General features: G+C 54.2%; 25 protein-coding genes and 1 pseudogene. 11 read left to right on the top strand and 15 right to left on the bottom strand.

Translation table 11 applies throughout. From position 1 onward, the window contains the following. Window positions 1-139: 139 nt before the first annotated feature. The gene (locus ACUTSU_RS04010; RefSeq protein WP_135315335.1) at window positions 140-601 is read left to right on the top strand and encodes a GNAT family N-acetyltransferase; all 462 of its coding nucleotides are present in this window, start codon (window positions 140-142) and stop codon (window positions 599-601) included. Here ACUTSU_RS04010 and ACUTSU_RS04005 read toward each other — a convergent pair whose 3' ends face one another. Together ACUTSU_RS04005 and ACUTSU_RS04000 are read right to left on the bottom strand one after the other, a co-directional pair. Beyond that, window positions 602-1159, bottom strand: coding sequence for a class I SAM-dependent methyltransferase (locus tag ACUTSU_RS04005; RefSeq protein ID WP_445649661.1), 558 nt, complete (start codon window positions 1157-1159; stop codon window positions 602-604). A gap of 244 nt (window positions 1160-1403) precedes the next feature. Next, a complete protein-coding gene (locus ACUTSU_RS04000) occupies window positions 1404-1688 on the bottom strand; it encodes a DUF1471 domain-containing protein (protein ID WP_445649660.1) in 285 nt (94 codons plus the stop codon). 309 nt (window positions 1689-1997) lie between these two features. Here ACUTSU_RS04000 and ACUTSU_RS03995 point away from each other — a divergent pair. Further along, window positions 1998-2301, top strand: a pseudogene (locus tag ACUTSU_RS03995) (low temperature requirement protein A); the annotation flags it as partial. A 150-nt stretch (window positions 2302-2451) separates the two neighbouring features. On the opposite strand, the gene ACUTSU_RS03990 reads toward ACUTSU_RS03995, so the two are convergent. Then, window positions 2452-3816, bottom strand: a complete 1365-nt coding sequence (locus ACUTSU_RS03990) for an esterase-like activity of phytase family protein (RefSeq protein ID WP_445653800.1) — start codon at window positions 3814-3816, stop codon at window positions 2452-2454. A 448-nt stretch (window positions 3817-4264) separates the two neighbouring features. On the opposite strand from ACUTSU_RS03990, the gene aqpZ reads away from it, so the two are divergent. After that, entirely contained in the window at window positions 4265-4960 is a 696-nt protein-coding gene (gene aqpZ / locus ACUTSU_RS03985) for an aquaporin Z (protein WP_445649658.1), read from the top strand. 98 nt (window positions 4961-5058) lie between these two features. On the opposite strand, the gene ACUTSU_RS03980 is transcribed toward aqpZ, so the two are convergent. Next, window positions 5059-5829, bottom strand: a complete 771-nt coding sequence (locus tag ACUTSU_RS03980) for a class I SAM-dependent methyltransferase (RefSeq protein WP_445649657.1) — start codon at window positions 5827-5829, stop codon at window positions 5059-5061. A gap of 117 nt (window positions 5830-5946) precedes the next feature. Between ACUTSU_RS03980 and ACUTSU_RS03975 the strand changes: the two genes are divergently transcribed. The 3 genes from ACUTSU_RS03975 (at window position 5947) to ACUTSU_RS03965 (ending at window position 8266) form a co-directional block, all read left to right on the top strand. Continuing rightward, window positions 5947-6732 (top strand): helix-turn-helix transcriptional regulator, encoded by a 786-nt coding sequence (locus ACUTSU_RS03975; protein ID WP_445649656.1) that lies wholly within the window; start codon window positions 5947-5949, stop codon window positions 6730-6732. 126 nt (window positions 6733-6858) lie between these two features. Beyond that, window positions 6859-7614: a DUF2076 domain-containing protein gene (locus ACUTSU_RS03970; RefSeq protein WP_445649655.1), complete on the top strand. Its 756-nt coding sequence runs from the start codon at window positions 6859-6861 to the stop codon at window positions 7612-7614. A 100-nt stretch (window positions 7615-7714) separates the two neighbouring features. Continuing rightward, window positions 7715-8266, top strand: coding sequence for a GNAT family N-acetyltransferase (locus tag ACUTSU_RS03965; RefSeq protein WP_445649654.1), 552 nt, complete (start codon window positions 7715-7717; stop codon window positions 8264-8266). On the opposite strand, the gene ACUTSU_RS03960 is transcribed toward ACUTSU_RS03965, so the two are convergent. The 5 genes from ACUTSU_RS03960 to ACUTSU_RS03940 form a co-directional block, all read right to left on the bottom strand. Next, on the bottom strand, window positions 8254-8517 hold the full coding sequence (locus ACUTSU_RS03960; protein ID WP_445649653.1) for an ABC transporter ATP-binding protein: 264 nt from the start codon (window positions 8515-8517) through the stop codon (window positions 8254-8256). The genes ACUTSU_RS03965 and ACUTSU_RS03960 overlap by 13 nt on opposite strands. A 95-nt stretch (window positions 8518-8612) precedes the next feature. Further along, entirely contained in the window at window positions 8613-9056 is a 444-nt protein-coding gene (locus ACUTSU_RS03955) for a thiol-disulfide oxidoreductase DCC family protein (protein WP_445649652.1), read from the bottom strand. A gap of 63 nt (window positions 9057-9119) precedes the next feature. Further along, window positions 9120-9449 carry a hypothetical protein gene (locus ACUTSU_RS03950; RefSeq protein WP_445653799.1) on the bottom strand — a complete coding sequence of 110 codons (330 nt, stop codon included), beginning with the start codon at window positions 9447-9449 and terminating at the stop codon, window positions 9120-9122. A gap of 174 nt (window positions 9450-9623) precedes the next feature. Continuing rightward, complete coding sequence (ycaC, locus tag ACUTSU_RS03945; protein ID WP_445649650.1) at window positions 9624-10250, bottom strand: isochorismate family cysteine hydrolase YcaC; 627 nt, start codon at window positions 10248-10250, stop codon at window positions 9624-9626. 139 nt (window positions 10251-10389) lie between these two features. Beyond that, window positions 10390-11271, bottom strand: coding sequence for a pirin family protein (locus ACUTSU_RS03940; RefSeq protein ID WP_445649649.1), 882 nt, complete (start codon window positions 11269-11271; stop codon window positions 10390-10392). A gap of 126 nt (window positions 11272-11397) precedes the next feature. On the opposite strand from ACUTSU_RS03940, the gene ACUTSU_RS03935 reads away from it, so the two are divergent. Next, complete coding sequence (locus tag ACUTSU_RS03935; protein ID WP_445649648.1) at window positions 11398-12306, top strand: LysR family transcriptional regulator; 909 nt, start codon at window positions 11398-11400, stop codon at window positions 12304-12306. Here ACUTSU_RS03935 and ACUTSU_RS03930 read toward each other — a convergent pair whose 3' ends face one another. Both ACUTSU_RS03930 and ACUTSU_RS03925 read right to left on the bottom strand, forming a co-directional pair. After that, complete coding sequence (locus tag ACUTSU_RS03930; protein WP_445653798.1) at window positions 12307-12690, bottom strand: VOC family protein; 384 nt, start codon at window positions 12688-12690, stop codon at window positions 12307-12309. It lies immediately after the preceding gene. Between the two features lies 1 nt (window position 12691). Continuing rightward, window positions 12692-13474 carry a DeoR/GlpR family DNA-binding transcription regulator gene (locus ACUTSU_RS03925; protein WP_445653797.1) on the bottom strand — a complete coding sequence of 261 codons (783 nt, stop codon included), beginning with the start codon at window positions 13472-13474 and terminating at the stop codon, window positions 12692-12694. Between the two features lie 140 nt (window positions 13475-13614). Between ACUTSU_RS03925 and ACUTSU_RS03920 the strand changes: the two genes are divergently transcribed. Further along, window positions 13615-14304, top strand: a complete 690-nt coding sequence (locus ACUTSU_RS03920) for a transporter (protein WP_445649645.1) — start codon at window positions 13615-13617, stop codon at window positions 14302-14304. A gap of 105 nt (window positions 14305-14409) precedes the next feature. Beyond that, complete coding sequence (locus ACUTSU_RS03915; protein WP_445653796.1) at window positions 14410-15033, top strand: hypothetical protein; 624 nt, start codon at window positions 14410-14412, stop codon at window positions 15031-15033. A gap of 9 nt (window positions 15034-15042) precedes the next feature. Here ACUTSU_RS03915 and ACUTSU_RS03910 read toward each other — a convergent pair whose 3' ends face one another. The 3 genes from ACUTSU_RS03910 to pagP all read right to left on the bottom strand — a co-directional run bounded on the left by ACUTSU_RS03910 (window position 15043) and on the right by pagP (window position 16678). Next, entirely contained in the window at window positions 15043-15306 is a 264-nt protein-coding gene (locus ACUTSU_RS03910) for a putative hemolysin (RefSeq protein ID WP_445653795.1), read from the bottom strand. Window positions 15307-15363: 57 nt separating this feature from the next. Next, window positions 15364-15849, bottom strand: coding sequence for a DUF2501 domain-containing protein (locus tag ACUTSU_RS03905; protein WP_445649642.1), 486 nt, complete (start codon window positions 15847-15849; stop codon window positions 15364-15366). 235 nt (window positions 15850-16084) lie between these two features. Next, window positions 16085-16678, bottom strand: a complete 594-nt coding sequence (gene pagP / locus ACUTSU_RS03900; protein WP_445649641.1) for a lipid IV(A) palmitoyltransferase PagP — start codon at window positions 16676-16678, stop codon at window positions 16085-16087. Between the two features lie 801 nt (window positions 16679-17479). Between pagP and ACUTSU_RS03895 the strand changes: the two genes are divergently transcribed. Continuing rightward, window positions 17480-19156 (top strand): alpha-keto acid decarboxylase family protein, encoded by a 1677-nt coding sequence (locus ACUTSU_RS03895; RefSeq protein ID WP_445649640.1) that lies wholly within the window; start codon window positions 17480-17482, stop codon window positions 19154-19156. A 164-nt stretch (window positions 19157-19320) separates the two neighbouring features. Here the strand turns inward: ACUTSU_RS03895 and ACUTSU_RS03890 are convergent, their stop codons facing one another. Next, a complete protein-coding gene (locus ACUTSU_RS03890; protein WP_445649639.1) occupies window positions 19321-20424 on the bottom strand; it encodes a DUF1615 domain-containing protein in 1104 nt (367 codons plus the stop codon). Window positions 20425-20644: 220 nt separating this feature from the next. Here ACUTSU_RS03890 and tehB point away from each other — a divergent pair, with 220 nt between their 5' ends. Continuing rightward, window positions 20645-21505 carry an SAM-dependent methyltransferase TehB gene (gene tehB / locus ACUTSU_RS03885; protein ID WP_445649638.1) on the top strand — a complete coding sequence of 287 codons (861 nt, stop codon included), beginning with the start codon at window positions 20645-20647 and terminating at the stop codon, window positions 21503-21505. The last annotated feature ends 14 nt before the right edge of the window (window positions 21506-21519 follow it).

Raw genomic sequence — 21519 nt, 5'->3', positions numbered from 1 at the left:
CGGGTCAAATCCACTGAATGACGCAGTTTCGTCACTGATGCGTGCAAAACCGCTATAAATACGGTTTTATTAAGTTAAAAAAGCGGTCGATAATCCGATGACGGCTGAACCAGAGTGGCAAATAAAAGGAGGTGCAGAGATGACTCAACAGATTATTCCACTGACCGAGTGCCCACAGTTCAGCGACGTTTGTGCCGCATGGGCCTTTGGCCAATGGGGTTCGCAGCGCGGCGGTACTCTGGAACGCACGCGTCAACGCTTTGCCCAATGTGCACAACCGAGTGAAGACTACACCACCTTATTGATGATTGAGGACGAACGCCCGCTGGGCATGGCCAGCCTGTGGCCGAGCGACGATCATCACCGGATGGACCTTTCCCCCTGGCTGGCCGGGGTGTTTGTTCACCCTGACCATCGCCGTCAGGGCATTGCGCAGCGCCTGGAGGCCGCCATCGTCCAACTGGCACGCCAGCGCAACCACCCCGTATTGCACCTGATTACCGACAAATCAGAGTCGCTGTATACCGGCTGGGGCTGGCAAACCATCGAACGCCGGCAGCAATATGATGGCCAGGTGGTGGTGATGGAAAAAAGGCTTTAGTTAACGTGGCGTGCAGATATACACCAACGCCGGCGGGAAGTTACGCACCACCCGCAGTCGCTTCCAATGGAAATAGCGGGACAGTAATTTTTCTGACAGGTGGCTGTACTGAAACAACACCAATGTCCCGTTGTTTACACGCAAGCATTGCTGCGCCTGCTGCAAAATACGAATGCTGATTTTAAGCGGAATTGACAGTAGCGGCAGGCAGGAGAACACCACGTCGTAATCGCGAGCCATCAGTTCTGCCGAACGATCCATCACCTGCAGGCGACGATCATCAATTTTCCGCAATTGATGGACAAAGTTTGATTGAATTTCAAAAGCCTCCAGCGAAGCATCGGCCCGCATGCGTCCCAATATGCGCTTGGTCAAGACGCCATCCGCCGCACCCAATTCCGCGATCGACAGTGCCCCTGTCCATTCAATCTGATTGAGCATCGCCTGGCACAGCCAGGGGGAGGAAGGTGCCAAAGTGCCAATGGTGCGTGGCGAAGCCATAAACTGCTGGAGATAGGAAAAGTGGTTCTTCAGTTGCAGCCGGGTCGCATTTAACATTGGGGCCTCCTTAGGTTGAGTAGCCACCAATCTGAACTCAATTCCTTAAGCATTCATTAACATGAGTCTTAAAACCACCGACACAGTTGTAATAAAATGCAACTGACAACCGGCAAAAAAAAACGGCTGCGATAATGATCATCGGGTAAGCCAATAACGGCCTTGCCGGTCAGATTATTATCCACAACCGTTTATTTTATCGGCCACTTATTTAAGTGACCGATTTTAATTTACTGCCTGATAATTACCGGTAGATTTCCGCATTACCACGCCAGTTACTGGAATCCCCCGGGGTGTCCAGCCCAATAATACGCAGATGGCTGGCGCCATCCGCCTGAGCTTTTTCTTTCAGCGCGTGAACCGCATCAGACGGTGAACCTCTGACGCCGGAAACCGATACCACGCCAAGGCTCTGCAGGCCACTGGTTTGCTCGGTACTGACCTGTTTTACCGATGATAGCGGCGCTGCAAATGAAGAGAACGAAGCGGCTGCCAACAGAACTGCTGCGATGCCAGTTAATAGTTTCATGATTAACTCCAGGTGTTTTTGTTTATTTTGTCGTATCAGTGGAGTTAATTATCGGCCAGGCAATGAAAATGGACGTAATGCAATGTAAAGAACATCAATCATTGTGACGAAAATAAGGAGAAGGCGAGTGAGGATATGTCTTGTCGAAGATTTTTCCTAGAGGAGAGACCAACAATACCCCCGACAGATGACAATGAAAAATCAGTTTGGTCATAGAAAGATAAAAATCTCGTTTTTAAGATTTATCATCCATATCCGGGCGGCTGAACTACGCTATTGCTGAAGGTTATCATTTTGGAAGGGCTCTCTATGTCACAAACCTTGCTACGTGTACGCGATGGCCATGGTGCCTCGGTTTCGTTTTCGGAACTGCTGTTCGATCTGATCTACGTTTTTGCCGTTACCCAACTTTCCCATTATCTGCTGCATCACCTGACGCTGACCGGTGCTTGGCCGCTCCGACCGCAGCAGCGAATGGACGATTGAAGGCCATCACCTGGCAGAACGCTGCCAACTGTTTGTGATCGTCGCGCTGGGAGACACCATTCTGATCACCGGCTCCACCCTCAGCGAAATGGAGTCCTGGACGGCACTGGTGCTGATTGCCTATCTCACCGATTTATTGATGGTGAACGACCTGACCACGTTGATTATGGTGGCAGTAGCGGTATGGGTAAGCATCTCGCGTGGCAGAGCATCGCAGGCTAGCCGCGACGCTATCATATAAGGAAGGAAACAGGGGGCATGCCCCCTGTCCTGGTGTTTACTTCAGCGATTGCGGCAACGTCAATACCCAGAGTTCGCTGAGCGACTCCGGTTTTTCCAGCGGCTGCAATTCGATACGGGTCGAGACGGTTTTGCCATCCAGGCTCAGCTTGCCCTGTTGATCCAACTGATAATCGCCGATTTTCTTGGCCTTCGGCTGCGCGTCCACCAACTTGGCCTGCAGGCCAAAATCATTATCGTTGATGACGGCTAAGGTGCGATCGTCAATCAACGACAAACCTTCCACTTTCTCCTGCTGCCAGCCCAATTTGCGCAGATCCACCACTTCGCGCTTCTGTGCCAGCTTCACGCCGCGTTTAGCGAGATCTTTCGCATCGTCAAATTCCAGCGCCTTGCCCTTGCCGTCAAAAGCCGTCAGGTCAGTTGCCTGGCTGAGATCAACCAGGTAGATCTTGTTGAGCATCTGCTTGTCTTTATCACTGCCCTGCTCAACCAACAGGATGTGCTGGTTATCGACCGCCACAATGTCGCCGACCTTGGCGTCTTTGGCTTTTTTATAGCTGTCGATATCGATCGGGTAACCGTACATCGTCGTTTTAGCGCTGGCGGGATCAAAACTGACCAGACGGGTGAACTGCGCCTTGTTCTTGCTTTTACCCTCAACGTCGAGCGTGCTCTGTACCGCCGCTAAAATCCGTCCGTCCGGCATCCGGGTGATACCTTCAAAACCGCGATTCGGCTGACGCCACTTGATGATATTCGGTAACCCGCCCGCCACCGCCTGCTCGCCCTGCTCCGGCGTTGGGCCGTATTTGGCGAGGATTTTGCCCTGGCTGTCGATATGGATCAGGAACGGGCCGTATTCGTCACACAGCCAGTAACCGCCCTTGCCGTCCGCAGTGATACCTTCGGTATCCAGCCCACGCCGATCGCCCTGCAAGGTTTTCAGCGTATCGCTCAGTGCCACTTCGTTGGTGGAACCAATCAGACCCGCCGGCAGCGGCAACCCGCTGATCGGCCCTTGCTGGTCATGCAGCGGGCGTGCATTGCCGGCAACCGCTTTGCCGCCGCCGACACGGATATCCATCAACAACGGAACGAACTCCGGGTTGGCGAAAATTTTTGCTTCCTGTTCCCCAACCGCTGGTGCATCAGCATTAGGGCCACGATCGGTCAGGGTGGTCAACAGCAGTTCCTGGCCTTCACGACCATTGAATACCAGGCCCGAGCCAATACCTACAGGCAACCCCTGTGGGAAATTCCTGGCGAATGCGCCTTGATAGCTCACATGTTCGCCACCGGGAAAGCTGACCACATAGCGCGCTGCCTCAACGTCAGTGGCAGCATAGGAGAACAGAGGAAACAACGAACTGATTAACAGCGAAACCGATTTTATTTTCATGGTTATGGCTCAGAGTTAAGGGTGTGAAGTTGGCAGCTTGCTAAGGTATTAGTTCTGCATGACGATTTGATGACAGACAGACCTAATACCATGAATTATCGTAAAAATTAAATATATCAAATAGGAATTAACAATTAACTCTGATAAACCCAATGGAAAAATCATATGATAAATCGAATTTAATCGTAGCTATTTTTAGCCATAAATACCTATACCGCTTAAGCTTAGGGTAAATTCTTATAACAGCGATAAAAAAATCAGCAAACGCGCTCTGACCCTCAAAATATAGGCGTTTTCGCATAGACAAAGTTAATTGGCGGGGATTTAATACCTGTCGTTACTCAAACTGCATTAAGAATAATCCCGATAGAAACCTGCATTAATTGAAAAAGGTGTTCTATAGTTTTTAGTGCTAACGCCCGTTAGTATTTTCCGTAGGATGGAGTCTATGTCAAAGCGACTTTTTGCCGAATTTTTTGGCACATTTTGGTTGGTGTTCGGTGGTTGTGGTAGCGCAGTATTAGCAGCAGCATTTCCACAGCTGGGTATTGGTTTTCTTGGTGTCGCGCTCGCTTTTGGTTTGACCGTGGTCACCATGGCTTATGCCGTTGGTCATATTTCCGGCGGGCACTTTAACCCGGCGATTACCGTGGGATTGTTTGCCGGTGGCCGTTTCGCCGCTAAAGACGTGATCCCCTATGTGATTGCTCAGGTTATTGGTGGTATTGCTGCAGCAGCGGTGTTGTATTTGATCGCCAGCGGCAAGGCAGGTTTTGACGCTACCGGCGGCGGCTTTGCCTCCAACGGTTACGGTGAACACTCACCGGGCGGCTATTCTCTGCAGTCCGCTATCGTTATTGAATTGGTACTGACCGCATTCTTCCTGATCGTGATTCATGGTGTAACAGATAAACGTGCGCCTGCCGGCTTTGCTCCGTTGGCCATTGGTTTAACGTTAACCCTGATTCACCTGATCAGTATTCCGGTAACCAATACTTCCGTTAACCCAGCGCGCAGTACCGGCGTGGCAATATTCCAGGGAACCTGGGCTTTGCAACAGCTTTGGGTATTCTGGCTGGTGCCATTAGTAGGTGGGGCTATTGGCGGTCTGATTTATCGCTGCCTGCTGGAAGACAAGAAATAATGTCTGCCCGGTAATAGTCTGTCAGGGCAGCCGCTATATCCCATGAATTTCCGATTGCTATCGGGAAAATGAAGGGTATATCGGCTGCCCTGAATTATTTAACCTCTGATAACTTCAAACATCATAATATCGCTGGTGAATGAACCGTCCGGCTTGATGGCAAAATGCTGCAACACATCTTCAGAAAGTCCCTGTTGCAACGCGCGAATCGCAGTGACGAAATGCTCTGGTGTACGCATGCGCTCCACCCAACTGCTGAACTCCAGATAAAGCCGATCCGACGTCACCTCCCGAACCAACAATCCAGACTCTGTCAGCAGACTCAGCCATTCACCTGGTGTGTAATTGCGCACATGTGAAGTATCGCGCAGTACTTCTACGGTTTGCAGATAGATATCCAACAGCGGATGCCCCGGTGCAACCACATCCATAAAGATGGCCCTGCCACCCGGTTTCAATACCCGCCGAACTTCGCGCAGCGCCTGCCCCACGTCATGCCAGTGGTGCGCCGAGTAACGGCTGATCACCACATCAAAGCTGGCATCGTCAAACGGCAACGATTCTGCCACGCCCTGCTGCACCTGAATGTTGTTGAAGCCTTTATCTGCCGCCGCCTGGCTTACCACTGCCAGCATCTGCGCCGATAAATCATAGGCCACCACCTGCGCCACTTTGGCTGCCGCGGCAAAGCTGGCATGACCCGCGCCACACCCCAGATCCAGTAATTTGGCGTTGGTATCGGGTTCCAACAATCGTGCCAGCCGCTGTAAATCCTTTCCCTGTGCATGCACTGCACTGGTCAGATAGGCGCTGGCCTGCTCGCCAAACTGACGGTCGACCGCACTTTTATGGCTATTGCCGATGCTCATAGTTGCTCCCTTTATTGTATGGCTTTCGCCTGTGCCGGATGGCTTTTAATGACTATAATCAGCTTATTATACGGGTACAATATAAGCAGTTATCCTAGTATAAGGAGGTACCAGTCTATGCAATCAGAAGCCTTATCCGGCCCTAAAGCCCTCGGTGCCTTCCTGCGCGCACACCGGGAACGCATCACACCGGAAATGCTGGGTTTACCCTGCGCCCCACGCCGTCGCACCAGCGGCCTGCGCCGTGAAGAGCTGGCCCAAATCAGCGGTATCAGCGCCACCTGGTATACCTGGATCGAACAGGGGCGCGAAGTTTCCATATCCCCCCATACGCTGGCACGCATTGCCAAAGCGCTACGCCTGGGGGCAGCCGAACGTCACTACCTGTTTACCCTGGCGCGAGTGGCCGATCCAGAACAAGAGCATCATCAGGAAACGGCAAACAGCGCCGTGTTGCAAAGCGTTCACCAGGTAACGGTGCCCTGCTACCTGCTGGATATCACCTGGAAAGTCGTTGCCTGGAACCCGCAGGCGGAAAGCCTGTTCAGCGGTTGGCTGGGCCAGGCCGCTACCCCCAATCTGCTGCACTTTATGTTTTTCCACCCGTTGGCCAAAACCCTGGTCAGCGACTGGGACAACCGTGCACGACGCGTGGTCGCCGAATTTCGGGCCGAAACCAGTCACCATCAGAACACCGAAGAAATGCGCGCTTTCGTACGCAACATGACGCACAACAGTGAGGCCTTTAACCACTGGTGGAAACAACAGGACGTGCTGGCAAGAGAAGGAGGCGAGCGTGTGTTTACCCATTTGCAACAGGGGCAGCTGCGCTATCGGCAACTGACGTTTAACCCGGCGGAAAATAGCGGGTTGAAGCTGGTGATGCTGATCCCTCTGCCGTAACTGGTAACAAATTCATAAACAGGTTTACCTGCCATTTGTTTATTGGTTCATATAAACGCGCTAGGGTGGTGGCCACCGATGATATTCTTCATCCAGTAACGTTATTCATCTCCTTGAGGTAATCCTATGCAATCCGAAGAACAACGTCTTATCGATGGTCTGTTTGGCCGCTTGAAAGAAGCCGAGACCAAGACGGGCCAAAGGGATCTCCAGGCAGAGCAGCAAATCAACCAGCACATCCGTGAACAGCCTTCCGCACCCTATTACATGGCGCAGGCGATGATCATTCAGGAAGCGGCGCTCAAACAGTTGGATCAGCGAGTGAAAGATCTGGAAGGCCAACTTGCCCAACAGCAGCAAAATAACGCCAGCCAGCCAAGCAGCGGTGGTTTTCTGGCCGGGCTGTTCGGCGGCGGTAACCGTAACACGCCAAGCCCGCGCGAGCAGTTCCAGGCGCAACAACAGAATAACGCGGCCTGGAACAATCAGCCGCAACCGGGCTATGCTCCACAACAGCAGCAACAACCGGCTTACAGCCAGCCACCACAGGCGGCACCTTCACGTGCCGGTGGGTTCCTTGGTGGGGCATTGCAAACCGCAGCCGGTGTGGCAGGCGGGGTGGTATTGGCCGATATGCTGACCGGCATGTTCCGTCATTCGCAACCGCAAGAGATTGTGAACATTATCGATGAGCCCCCGGCAACGCCGGTGGATGACAGTGCGATGAGCAATTTCGACGCCTCTAACAACCTCGACACCTTCAACGGTGGCGATAGTCGCTTCCTCAATCAGGACAATGGCTTCCAGAACGCGGATTATCAAAACGACGATAATACCGACTTCTCTGATGACGACTACGGCGACGACGATTCGTTTATCTGATGCTGCCCCCTCTCCGCCCGGGGAGGGGTTTACTATTTCTTGTTCCCCGCATCCTGGTCTACAGTTAACCCTTGCCATTAACTGCAAGTGACGAGAAGCCATGCCACAAATTCCCTCTACCCGCCCTTTTGTTAGCGCCCGTATGCTGATGCGTCCGCCGGTGGCCGACGATGTTGCCCGCTTTTACGCTATTTTTGGCGATCCGGAAACTCAACGCTTTAATCCCGCCGGACCTGTCGCCAGTGAACACTTGGCACAACAGGCGCTGTCAGAAAGGATCGAAAACTGGCGGCAGCACGGCTATGGTTCCTGGGCGATTGCGCTGCATGAACGGCCGGAGTGGATTATTGGATTTGGCGGGATTTCCTGGCGGCCTCTGGGGGCCCAACGTACGGTGAACCTGGGCTATCGTTTTGATACGCAGGTTTGGGGCCGTGGATTAGCTACGGAACTGGCGCAAGCCTCGCTGAAATATGGTTTCGAACAGCTGCGGCTGGCAGAAATTTCCGCGATTGTTCGTGAAAAGAATCTGGCCTCGCGCCGCGTCCTGGAAAAAGCAGGTTTGCGTCTGGTGGATACCCTCGATGACGTACCCGGCGATAGGCCAAGCCTGGTATACAGCATCACGCGCAGCGCCTATCAGAGCTGCTGAGACGGGGGTTCATCGTTAATTTTCGCCAGTTTCCGGCGGTAGGACTTCACCTTCTGGCGTTTCTTCAGCCAGGTGGTGGTGGAGACGATAAAAATCAGCCCGGACATGGTCAGCACGCCGATCGGATGGCCGTAAAACACCATCAGGGTAAAGTAAATGGCAGAGACAATCGCTACCCATTTCGCCGTATTCCCCATCGTATTCTTTTCCTGACTTAAACGGCGGATGTGCTCTTCTTCACTGATTCCCATACTCTCTCCCTATTGGCTGACCGTTCCATTATATAGGGCCGGAATGCTGATATTTCAATCGATTAAAGGGTAAAGAAGAGTAAAGCTCAGCGGGTTTATTCACCACGATGATGCAGATAGCGCTCCGGCAACTCCAGCCCAGGCAAGGCAGTGCCGTCGTTGCGGCCAAACAGCCGATAGCGGTTACGCGCCACCGCATTGTAAAACGCCTCCGCCAGCCGTGACGGCAGAAAGCGAGCCAACGCCAGCAGGCGAAATGGCCTGCCAAACTGTTGCAGTGCCTGAAAGAAGGCCGCCGAGCGCAGCCAATGCTGGCCCTGCTCCAGATAAACAATGGAGTCAAAACGATCGGTGGGTAACGCCAGCCAGCGCAGAATGGCCTGCCCTTCCTCGGATTGCACCGTGGCCAGCAGGATCTTGCCCTGCCGATCGGCACGGATCAAAAATCGCACCAGCCCGTGGCACAGATTACATTCACCATCGAATAACAATGCCCGATCACCGGGCTGTAGATAAGGGGGGAGTCCTGGCCGATTCATCCTGCCTCCTGAGGGGTTGCCACCAGACTAACGCGCATTCCCCCTCAGTACCAGCAGGCTCGTTTAAGGCGCAGGCGGAACCGGTGGGTTATCCGGCAAGGCTACCACGGAGATACGCACCTCATAATGTTTGGCACTACTGGCCGGGATCACCGAGGTTAGCTTATTGATGGTTTCAGTCGGATTATCACTGGCGGAAGTCGCGCAGAATAGCTCCCCCCTGTGGCAGAAACCCGGTTTGGGCATAGGCCCACCAGGGAACGGCGGCAAGCGAAAGCCTTGCTCAGTCGGTGGAGGGGCGTTTTTATCAGCCGGAGCAGAAAGCGCACTGACGCTGAACAGCGTCAAGCCAGCCAGAAAAGGCAGTGCCAGTACTTTGACGGTATTTTTCATGTTATTGATCTCATTTGCCGGGGTTGGATTTAACCTACTCCGCCCCCGGCCCATGAGAAAGTCGCTTTTCGCGACCTTTTCACCTCAGATGATCTTTGCTTACATACCACCTCTAACGTGATGAAAAATTAAGGATTATGTAAAGAATAATCGAGGTGTGCTTCCTGTATTACATTACTTGCCGTTGGTCAGCGTATTGTAACTGGTCATCAGGTTGCGGTAGTCGGGGATATGGTTCGCAAATAGGGTACCCAGCCCTTCGACGTCGTTGCGCCAATCGCGGTGCAGTTCACAGGCAACCCCGAACCAAGTCATCAACTGCGCGCCTTCCGCTTCCATACGGCTCCAGGACGATTGACGGGTCAACTCATTAAAGGTGCCGGAGGCATCGGTGACCACAAACACCTCAAAACCCTCACTGAGAGCAGATAGTGCCGGGAAGGCCACGCACACTTCGGTAACTACACCGGCGATAATCAATTGCTTACGACCGGTGGCTTTCACTGCCTTGACGAAGTCATCGTTGTCCCAGGCATTGATCTGTCCGGGACGAGGGATAAAGGGCGCATCGGGGAATTGCGCTTTTAGCTCCGGCATCAGCGGGCCATTGGGGCCATCTTCAAAACTGGTGGTCAGGATGGTCGGCAGATTGAAATACTTCGCTAAATCACCCAATGCCAGTACGTTGTTTTTAAAACGATCGGGATCGATATCTCGTACCAGTGAAAGCAGTCCTGCTTGATGATCCACCAGCAATACGGCGGCCTGATCCTTATCGAGGCGCTTATAATTTGCAGTCATGGTTTACTCCTGTGGGGTTTTGATTATTGCGGCTAAAGTTGCCCTTGGCCGATAAGGCCAGAGCGCAGAGATTGTCTTAAAGTATAGAACCGGATCCGGAACTGTGCTTCCAGATCCGGTTCTGAGGTGTGGATTGAGCTTAGACGGCTTCGTGCTTTGCCACCATGCTGCCAAACTTGCCACCGTTGAAGTCATGGAAAGCCTGCTGAATTTCCGCATCGCTGTTCATCACAAACGGGCCGTAGCCGACGATTGGTTCGTCGATGGGCTCGCCGCTCAGTACCAGCAAGCTGACGTCATTATTGGCTTCGATAGTGATTGAATCCCCCGCACGGTCAAACCTGACCATTTGGGTTTCACGCACCACTTCCTCGCCGTTAACATGAATGGCACCGTGCAGCATCACCAGCGCCAGCGTATGGCCTTCTTTCACCGTCAGCGTGGTGGTGTGACCGGCGTTCAGCTTCATGTCCCAGACATTGAGCGGGCTGAAAGTGCGTGCCGGGCCTGCTGCGTCGCCGAAGCTACCGGCAATCACCCGAACCTGCCCTGCGCCGTCCGCCAGTGAGACCACCGGGATATCCGCATTCAGCAGCGTCTGGTAACCTGGCTCAGCCATTTTGTCCTTGGCCGGCAGGTTTACCCACAACTGCACCATTTCCATGGTGCCGCCGTTGCGCGAGAAATCCCGTGAATGGAACTCTTCATGCAAAATACCCGAAGCGGCTGTCATCCACTGCACGTCGCCGGGGCCAATCACCCCGCCGCTGCCGGTGGAATCGCGATGCTCGACTTCCCCCTGATAGACGATGGTCACCGTTTCAAACCCACGATGCGGGTGCTGGCCAACGCCACGGGTGCCGGAAGCAGAACGAAACTTGGTTGGCGCCGCATGATCCAACAGCAGGAACGGGCTCATTTCCGCCCCCAGATCGTTATAGGAGAACAGCGAATTCACCAGGAAGCCGTTGCCGACCCAATGGGCTTCAGGGCTGTTGTAAATACCGAGGATCTTTTTCATCTTGGACTCCTGTTTCAGGTCTCACGACCTTAGGTTGATGCCAGAAGTTTAATCCAACGCCATTTGCTGCAGTAGTAGGCAAGATGTACACTCAGCGTTCTATATATGGAACGATAAGGACAGGCGATGTTCACTGATTTGAACGATCTGTTTTATTTCGCCAGCGTGGTCGACCATCAGGGATTCGCCCCCGCCAGTCGGGCGCTGGGTATTCCCAAGTCCAAACTGAGCCGCCGCGTGGCACTGTTGGAAGAACGTCTGGGCGTGCGCCTTATCCAACGCTCGACGCGGCGTTTTTCCGTCACCGACGTGGGGCTGAATTACTACGCACACTGCAAGGCGATGCTGGTGGAAGCCGATGCGGCACAACAGGCAATCGAACAAACCCGCGCCGAACCCTGCGGCACAGTGCGCATGTCCTGCCCGGTGGCGATCCTGCATACTCAGGTCGGCAGCATGGTGGCGGCCTTTATGGCCGATTACCCGCAAGTCACGGTACACCTGGACGCCACCAACCGCCGGGTAGATGTGGTGGGTGAAGGGCTGGATCTGGCGATCCGCGTGCGGCCACCGCCGCTGGAAGACAGCGATCTGGTACTGAAGATCCTGGCGCAGCGCACCTGGTGTATCGCCGCCAGCCCGGCATTGGTACGCACCCTCGGCCCAGTGCAACGACCGGAGGATCTGCATAAGTACCCCACGCTCGATCTCGGGCCGGCGCGTGCACAGCATCTGTGGCAGTTGACCGGGCCGGACGGCGTGAAAGTGGAATGGGAACACCGGCCACGGCTGGTCACCGACGATATGCTGATGTTGCGTACCGCGGCGATTGCCGGTGCCGGTATTGTACAATTGCCGTCGATGATGATGCGCGACGACATGTTGCGTGGCGAGCTGGTGCAACTGTTACCCGGCTGGCAGCCACAGGGCGGCGTGGTGCATGCGGTTTACCCGTCACGCCGTGGGCTATTGCCGGCGGTGCGGCTGCTGCTTGACTATCTGGCGCAACGGTTCGCGACTATCGAAGAAGAGTGATCAACCGGTGATTTCTATGGCGTTACCGTCCGGATCGCAAATGATCGCTTCGTAAAAGCCATCGCCAGTCCAGCGCGGCGGCGCTTGCAGGATCCCCTCCTGCTGCGCGCGCTGCGCCAGTTGATCGACCAGGCCCTGATCGCCTAGCGACAGCGCAATATGCGCCCAGCCGACTCGTTCATTGGCCTGCTCCGCCGGCAGCAACTCCGGCAAACTCATGATCTCCAGCGTTGGGCCGCTGGCCAGGCTGACAAAACGGGAAACAAAACCCGGACGGTTGTTGCTGACATATAATTCTCCGGCCACGCCGTTGAAGTAACGCTGCCAGAACGCCACCTGCGCATCAATATCACGGGTCCACAGGGCAACATGGGCTATTTTCATTTCAGTCTCCAATTGATGAATCGCTGTACAACACCTTGCCACCGCTGTGGGTCACCTGCTGTTCGAGCTGTGTGTGCTTGCCGGGAGGTGCCACCAAATAATCAACGCGGCTGGCATGAAGGAAGCTGTAAGGGGCATAGGTATTCAATTTGTCGCCGGTACAGAGCACCACCACATTTCCGCAACGCGTCAGCAGGCGTTTCTTGAACTGGGCATCCTGATAATTCAGCGCCGAAAAACCGCTGCCTGGCTCATAGGCGCAGATACCGGTAAAAGCGATATCGAAATGAAAGCCGTCAATTTCCTGCACCGCTTTGGCGTCCACGCAACCACCGATGTCGGCATCCAGCTCACCACCAATTAAAATAGTGCGGATCCCCGGCCTTGCCAGCATTTTGGCGGCGATACTCAGCGAATTGGTCACCACTGTCAGCCGTTGGTCAGAGGGCAACAGATCGGCCAGATAAAGGTGGGTGCTGCCGGCATCGAGGAAAATCACCTGACCCTGCTTGATCAGCGTCAGTGCAGCCAGTGCCAGCGCCTGTTTCTCATCAACGCTCAAATGCAGTCGTGTACTAATCGGCCCGGTTGCCGGTGTCGGTGCCAGTGCGCCGCCATAAATTCGCTTACACAGGTTCTGAGCCGCCAACTGGCGCAGATCGCGCCGAATGGTGGCTTCGGTGGTGTTCAGGCGCACGGCCATTTCAGCCGCCAGCACCTGCCCCTGTTGCTGTAGCAGGGTCAGGATCGCTTCATGACGCTGGTTGGGGAGCAGTTTGGACATTCTGTCTCTCAGAGGCGAATAAGTGATCATGAATGTACATAAACGTTTATAAACGTACAACCCATTTATCCCTTATCGCAAATGGACAGCCCTGGACTAGACTTTGACTGAAGTGTTACGTCTCAGATAAAGGAATATTGATGACCTCCGCCGTGCTTTATACGCTGTTCCCCGCCGCCGCCACCGCGATCGGTGCCGCCGTTGCACTCTATCGCCGCCCTGGCGCTGCCACTATGCGCATCATTCACCACTTTACCGCCGGTATTGTGTTTGCCGCCGCCGCCACCGAAATTCTGCCCGACCTCAAACAGCAATCGCCCTGGCCGGTACTGCTTGGTGGGATCGTCGGCGTGTTGCTGATGCTGTTGGTCAGGCGTCTGGGAGAACGTGCGCAGGGGCCGGCAGGTTTTGTCGCCGCCGTCGGCGTGGACATTTTTATCGATGGACTGGTGCTGGGTATCGCCTTTGCCGCCGGTGCCAAAGCGGGTCTGCTGTTGACCCTGGCACTGACGCTGGAAGTGCTGTTTCTCGGGTTGTCGATCGTCGGCGATTTGCGTGATTTTCTTGGCAGACGGATAAGAGCCATGCTGGCGGTGATCGGTCTGGCCCTGTTGCTGCCGCTCGGCGGCATGCTGGGTGCGCCGATTGCCACGCTGGGCGCCTTCTGGCTCACGGCGTTTCTGGCCTTTGGCCTGATTGCCCTGCTGTATCTGGTCACGGAGGAACTGCTGGTTGAGGCGCATGAAGGAGGCAAAGATACGCCGCTGGCTACCGCGATGTTTTTTGCCGGTTTTTTACTGCTGTTGCTGTTGGAAGAAGGGATCGGTTAAACGCAGGTATTTCAACAGACGATCTCCTCAGCCTGAATGCTTTGGCTATACTGAGGCAAGCAACGTTACCGCAGAACGTAACGGCTTGGGCGCTAAGGGAAAAAAATGCTGTCAAAAGTGGTGAAGTGGCTGTTTCAATTGCCGGGCAGGCTGTTTGGGGGGATTTTCAGGAGTCGCCTGACGATTTTTATCTTCTTTATGCTGATCGCCGTTGGGGTGTTCAGCACCAAGCGCTATCTGCGTGCTCATCAAAATGACGATGAGTTTGTCTCGGTCATCCCCACTGATTACAACCGGGCTATCCAGCGTGAAATGCCGCTGCGCGAGGCACGCGAACAGTGCGGTGGCCCCCTGCATGACAATGCAGGACAACCCTGGCCAACCTCGGCCGGTTTCCTGCACCAGGCAGAACACCAGGCCAACGGACACCTGCAGCAACTGACGCTGGACAATCAAAACAACGATTTTCCGGTATTGGTTAAACTGGAAACGCCCGGCCAGCCGCAGCCGCAACAGCTGGCAGAAGTGTTTATTCCCGCGGCCGGCAGTTTCAATCTCAAAACCAATCCGGCCGGCGAATATGTCCTGAAGGTCAGAAATATCAAAAGCGGCTGTAACTTCCGCTCCCGGCCTTTCACCCTCAGCAGCCAGCAGAATTGGCGGCTGCCGCTAACCCCGCAAACGGACGGCAGCGTGCAGCTACAGCCGATCAGCGATCGTGAGTTTTAACCAGAGCGCTTATTTCTTCACCGGGTGGTCACGACGGAACAGTTCCCAGCTTTCAATTTCCTGGCCATCAGGCAGGGTACAGGTGGAATACTGGCCGTTGGCATTTTGCTTGGCATTCAATTTGCCGCCAATCTCGGTGCAATAAACGTCTGCCGGATTAGCCATGCCGATTGATTTCATCTTGGGTGGGGGTGGCGCATCGTTGGATTTCATGGTGCAACCCTGTAGCATCGCCATCCCTGTGAACAGCGAGATCATCAGAATTTTTTTCATGTTTTCAGCTTATACAAATTAAAAACGGCGGTGCATAAGCAACCGCCGTTTACATTATCAGGAAATGAATGACGCGCCCTGCTTCAGCACCAGATCGCAGGCCTTTTGCTTCACTTTTTCGGTAATTTGCGAGGTACCCAGGCTGTTCAGATCCAGGCTCTTGCCTTCGCCGGTTTGCAGCAGACCGCCCAGCCCTTGCTGGTAGTCCTGGCTCTTGGCGTTCTCAGGGCTGCTGATACCCAGCTTGCTCAACAACTTGTCCTGTATCGCTTCAGTGCTGTTACCTGACAGAACGTTGTTTTTCACACAGTACTGCAGGATGCCGGCGGCATTGGTCATGCTTTTGGAGCTCAGCGCTTTGTCACCGCCGTTCAACAGGCTGGTTAGTGAGGACAGTGAAGTGCCGCCAGTACTGCCGCCTGACTTGCTCAGTTCACCGGCTGCACTGCTGAGAGAATCCATCAGTCCGGCTGCCTGAGCCGCGCCACAGGTCATAGCGGTGGTCAATGTCAGTGCCAACAGTAAACGTTGTTTGGTGTTCATGGGGTAAAACTCCTGTTATCTCGCCATTCCTGCCTGCTTCCATTGCCCTGTGCGACGAGGGAAATCAGGCAGGTCTATCCGGTGCAATAAGCGCAATGCGCTGGGTCAATTGTTCGGACGCCACAACCGGCGACAAGTTCCTTTTAACTGACCACGCCGCGATTTTTTCAGAATTCAGGAAATTTTTGGCTAAATAATCAGCAGCAGGGGGGCGAATCGAACGACCCGCCGGTGATTAGAACTGCCAACGGAACCAGCCAAAAAACACGTTACCGTTATTGTAGGTACCGGGAATATAGGTGGCCTGGAAGGTCAGTTGTTTGTAGCCGATAGAGGCCAACGGCAACGGTGCCGGAATAGGAATGTAATTCCAGTTATCACGCGCGGTGATGCTGGCGGTAAAGCCCAGACCAAGGCGGAAATCCTTGTCCTCCAGCGGCCGCCAGATCTTCTCATAAGCGTAACCGCCGATCGGCTCCCACTTATTGAACGAATCCTTGAATACCATCATATAGAGGCCATGCCAGTCGCCGTCACTGTCGTAACGCGAGATACCATAGCCACCGCCCCACGGCCGCTCGTTGTACGAGTCGATTTTTTCCTGGCTGTAAGTCAGACGATTATGCCAGGTAATTGCTGGCACATAGATATCTTTATTCGGAGAGTTGTTCCAGGTTTCCGCCACGTTACTGGTGAAACGCTGCCACAGACTCGGCTTTTCAACCTGCATAGCGTTGCTATTTTCTGCACCAACCTCAGCGTAAGAAGGTAGTGCAGAAAATAGCAACGCCAGTGTGCAAGCCAAAATTGTCCGTTTAAGAAACATCATAGATTCCTGTAAAAAATAAGGCCGGGGATTCTTACCGATCACCCCGCCAAGATCAAGCTGTATCTTATTCTTCCAGCTTGTTTCTGCTCCCTGTTGTCACTTGGTTAAGTTTAGCCGCCATCAGGGGAGAGAGCCGATTTGGGGCGCTCAGGCTACCCTTCCCCCAGGGCGGCGTCTGTCAGAAAACTCCGCAATCGCACCGCCACGGCAGCAAGTGTTGGCAATTATGCGGCCTGGGGTAAAACTTCTTTTCTATTCTGGATGTAGCGAAATGTTTACCCCCTTCCGGCAAACAAATGTAACGGCGGTCACGTTTTTAATCGCTACTGAAAAGCCGTTTTATCGGCGATCCTGCCAAACTAAGGCCTCTGCCGCACAGAGTCGCTGTAAATATGCAGTTACATCGCTGCAATTGAAGCCCAAGCCACCAATAACAGGCGTATGGCAGAGAGTAATTTAATCAGCAGGCAAAAGTACCGGGTGCGTAACCCGTGCCCCATGATCTGGCTGCACAAGCCAGATTTTACATATCCGTTACATTCAATGAAAAATACCCTCGGCAGTATCCACACAATTCATGCAGCATCAGCACAGCGTAAACCCCCGAATACAAGCCACTGGCTCCCGATACAACCGCCGTAACTTGAACAAGCCGATAGTTTAAATAATTGTTAAAGCTAACCAGCGCAGCCCAGCCTACAGGGCCCAGCTTTATTTCATGATTAGCCACACAACATCGCCGGCAATTAATTTTGCCGTTCTCTGCCTGATAAAAGAAAGATAAGAAATCCGGAGAAATACATGAAAATCACTATCGGGGCTTTTATCCTGCAACAGCTCCGCACCCTCAACATCGATCGTATTTATGGCGTACCCGGCGACTATAATCTGGCGCTGCTGGAACTGATTGAACAGGATGACAAGCTGGAGTTCATCGGCAATTGTAATGAACTCAATGCTTCGTATGCGGCCGACGGCTATGCAAGGCTAAAAGGTGCCGGAGCACTGATCACTACCTATGGCGTCGGTGACCTGGCCGCACTGTCCGGCATTGCCGGCGCCTACGCCGAATCGGCCCCGGTGGTCTGTCTGTCCGGCACCCCGCCGCTGCATGCCATGAAAAACCACCTGCTGCTGCACCACACGCTGGCGGACGGCAACTTTGATAACGTAATGAACTGCTTTAAACAATTCACCGTCGCCCAGGCATTAATTACGCCGGAAAATGCGGCGGTGGAAATCCCCCGCGTTATTTCCCGCGCCTGGACGGAAAAGAAACCGGTTTATTTGCAATTGCCTTCCGATATTTGTGATGTAGAAATTGAAATTACTCAGGCTGTGGCACCACCGCAATTGCCCGCCAGCGACAAATATAATGTGCAACTGGCAGCAATGGCGTTGCTGGCGCGAATCAAACAGGCGAAAAAACCGATTATTCTGGTCGACCAAATGGTGGATCGCTTTCAGCTACAGCAATTAGTGATCGACGTGGCGCATAAATTCGCCATCCCGCTCACCAACATGCCGACGGCCAAATGCATTATTCCGGAAACCACGCCGGGCTGGATGGGCGGCTACAGCGGTAATCTGTCACGCCCCGAACTCTATGAACACATGGCACACGCCGACTGCGTGCTGAGCTTCGGCGTACGGCTGGTGGACTCTACCACCGGCTATTTCTCGCATCGCATCCTGTCCGACGCGCAAATCGATATTCAGCCGTTTTCAGTGAAGCTGGGCGAGACTTCTTATCCGGCAGTGGCGACGGCAGACCTGCTACAGGCGCTGCTGGCATTGGGTGAAGGCGTGGCAGATCATCACCCGGCCCCGCTACCCGAAGCGCGCCATCGGCTGGCAACACCGAGCGAAACCCCAATCGATCAAGCTTATTTATGGCAGCGCCTGCAACGCTTTATTCGGGCCGATGACGTGCTGGTGGTAGAAAACGGCACCTCGGGCGCGGCGATTGGCGGCATGCGGATGCCTGACGGCGTCCAGGTGGTCAATCAGCCAATTTGGGGGTCGATCGGTTATACCCTGCCGGCGCTGCTGGGTACCATGATGGCCGCACCGGAACGTCGGCACCTGCTGTTTATTGGCGATGGCTCGTTCCAGCTTACCGCACAGGAAGTTTCAACCCTGCTGCGTTACGAGCAAAAGCCGATTATCTTCCTGATTAATAACGACGGTTACACTATTGAGCGTTACATTCTCGGCGAAAATTCGTCGTACAACGATATTGGGCCGTGGGACTACGCCAAACTGCCTGCGGTGCTCAACACCCAGGCGACACCGTATTGCGTGGCGGTAGAAACCACTCAACAGCTGGAGTTGGCGCTGGAGCACGCCTCACGACAGGATCAATTGATCTTTATCGAAATAAAGGTGCCGATGATGGACACACCGCCGGTGATGAAGGAGTTCTGCAGCCGCTGCAATAACTTTAACTTTGGCCTGACCAACCCGCGTCGCGCTTAACCTGTCCGGATCCGCCGTTGCTCAGGGAACGGCGGATTTTCCCAAAATCTGCACCACCTGCTGCTGCAAGGCTTGCAGTAGTGGGTGGTGCCGCCTTGCCCCCAGACGTAACGCATGCGCCACGGGTGGCAAAGGCATCCTGCGTTTATCAGCACCCCACAGGTTTAACCCGCCGAAGCGCGCGTCATGCAACGCTGGCGCCGCTCATCCACCCGCTTGGCAAACCAGGCGGTGGTCAACTTACGGGTAATTTTCGGGCTTTCCAGTTGAATGCCCGGCAGCATTTCCCGTGGCAGTTTCTTGCCGGTGGATATCTCCGCCAGGGCATAGACTCGCTCATACAGGTCGGTGTCGGCAAACTCCGGCAAATCCCCCTTTTCCAACGCCCGACGAATCGACGAGTTACTCATATCCAACCGTTTACCGAGGGTACGCACCGCCAGCTCGGTGGTGCCCGGCTTGTCGGTACCGTAGTTAATCAAATCGCCGTCCAGCGCCAGCGGAATACCCGTCGCCCGGCTGACTGCGCTCTGGAAGGCCGCGTTGCGGCTGGCGTACCAACCAGCATTGAAGTCGGCAAAGCGATAAATCGGCTGGCTGTAGTTGGCCGGGTAGCCCAACAGGTGAGCGATACCGAAATACATACCGCCACGGCGGCTGAACACTTCGCGGCGGATGGTGCCGTCAATCGGGTACGGGTAGCCTTTGGCATGGGCTTCGGCAAAGGCAATACTCACCTGCATCGGCCCGGCGGTATGCACCGGATTCAGGCTGCCAAACAACCTTTGCCCCATCGGCACCGAATTAATCATGTCATCAAAGATATCGCTCAGGTCTTTTTCGGTGCGCACCTTATCGAGCCGCTCGCGGTAGCTCTTGCCGCTCGGTGATTTGATCATCAGGGCGGTATGCACCAGGAAGTTGGGAATATGCAGCTGGTCGGCGCGGCGGTCGATCTCTTTCCAGGCGATTTTTGGCAGCCCCGGCACCGGCGGGTTAGCCTGGAAGGTCGACTCCTGCTCGGTGACCGCCAGCACCGAACACAGGTTCTGGTCGCTGGGTTCAATGCCCTGCGCGGCAAAGGCAGCGGTGATATCGGTGGCCCACCCCTGGCGGTCTGCGGTGTTGGCCGGCATTAACCGCACCAGTTGGGCTTTGACGTCTGCCGGACGTTGCACCGGCGTAGTGGTCGTGGTTTTGGTGCTACAACCGGCCAGCACCAACAGTGCACCCAGGCTCAATGGCTTGATAAAATGGCGAATTAGCATCTTTTCCCTGATCTTTCAGCATAAACTGCACTGACGTTAGCCCAGGCTGGGGCCGTGATCCAGTTTAAATATGCCAATCCTCTCGTACGGCCACTAGGAACATCTGCTTTGATGATCTCAGACATGTTCAAATCACCGATAAAAATGTATTTTACATGCAACATATAAAATAATTCTGTTCGCCCGCCACATGCGGCAACGCAGAACCAAGGAGTGATTGATGAACGAACTGCTTTGTTATAAAACCCTGCCGGAGTGGAACAGCACTACACTACCAGAGAGTTTCCAGCAAAAGCACAACACCCAAAGCGGTACCTGGGCCAAGCTCAAGCTACTGAGCGGAACATTAACCTTCGCACTGATGAACGAACAGGGCGAGGCCAGCGAAACCTGGCAGTTCAGCCCCGAAAACCAACCGCCGTTTATCGAGCCGCAGCAATGGCACCGCATCGTTTCATTCTCCGATGATATGACCTGCCAACTGGCTTTCTATTGCTCGCCGGAAGATTACTATCACAAGAAATACCAACTGACGCGTACCCACTCCGAAGTGATTGAGGCCGTCCAGCAGATCGCGCCCGGCAGAACGCTGGATCTGGGCTGCGGCGGCGGACGTAACTCGCTTTATCTCAACCTGAAAGGCTTTGACGTCACGGCATGGGACAAACACGGCCCGTCGATCGATAACCTCAACAACATTATCGACAGCGAAGGCCTTTCGCACATTCGCGCCAGCGTGCAGGATCTCAATACCCACAGCTTCGGCGGCGAATACGACTTTATCCTTTCTACCGTGGTGTTGATGTTCCTCAACCCGGCGCAGATCCCACGACTGGTGAAAGACATGCAGGACAGCACCGTCAACGGCGGTTACAACCTGATCGTCGCAGCGATGGATACCCCGGATTACCCTTGCAGCCTGCCCTTCCCATTCACTTTTAAACCGGGTGAGTTGAAAGACTACTACGCCGGCTGGGAAGTGCTTAAGTACAACGAGGACGTTGGCCAACTACACAAAACCGATGCCGCCGGTAATCGCATTTCACTGCGTTTCGCCACGCTGCTGGCACGTAAGCCATAACCCCTGTCTGGCTG

It is taken from the genome of Serratia sp. NA_13, assembly GCF_052691735.1.
Note: the sequence above shows the minus strand (reverse complement) of the source record. Positions and strands in the feature narration are given on the sequence as shown.